The sequence below is a fragment of the Saccharothrix sp. ST-888 genome, from assembly GCF_000955975.1.
In the GTDB taxonomy this organism is placed as follows: domain Bacteria; phylum Actinomycetota; class Actinomycetes; order Streptomycetales; family Streptomycetaceae; genus Kitasatospora.
In genome coordinates this window covers 1-280 of sequence record NZ_JYJF01001048.1, presented here as the reverse complement: position 1 = coordinate 280, position 280 = coordinate 1, and the positions used below count along the sequence as shown (strand labels likewise).

Annotated in this window: 1 protein-coding gene; it reads right to left on the bottom strand. The window is 70.4% G+C overall.

The genetic code is table 11. From position 1 onward, the window contains the following. Positions 1–280 (bottom strand): KR domain-containing protein (locus tag UK12_RS35535; RefSeq protein ID WP_045307360.1); only part of this gene is annotated, 280 nt, incomplete at both ends.

The window sequence follows — 280 nt, the reverse complement described above, 5'->3', positions numbered from 1 at the left end:
CGCCGCATCCACCTTCGGACGCGCCACCGTGGCGAACCGCTCCACCGTCAGGCCGTCGACGACACCGTCGTCCAGCACACCGGCCGTGTGGAACACCGCGGACAGCTCGACCGAGTCGAGCAGACCGGCCAGCGCCGCACGGTCGGCCACATCACACGCGGCCACCGTGACGGTCGCACCGAACCCGGCCAGCTCATCACGCAGTTCGGCAGCACCCGGCGCATCCAGACCACGACGGCTCGTCAGCAACAACTGCCCGGCACCGTTACGCACCAGCCAG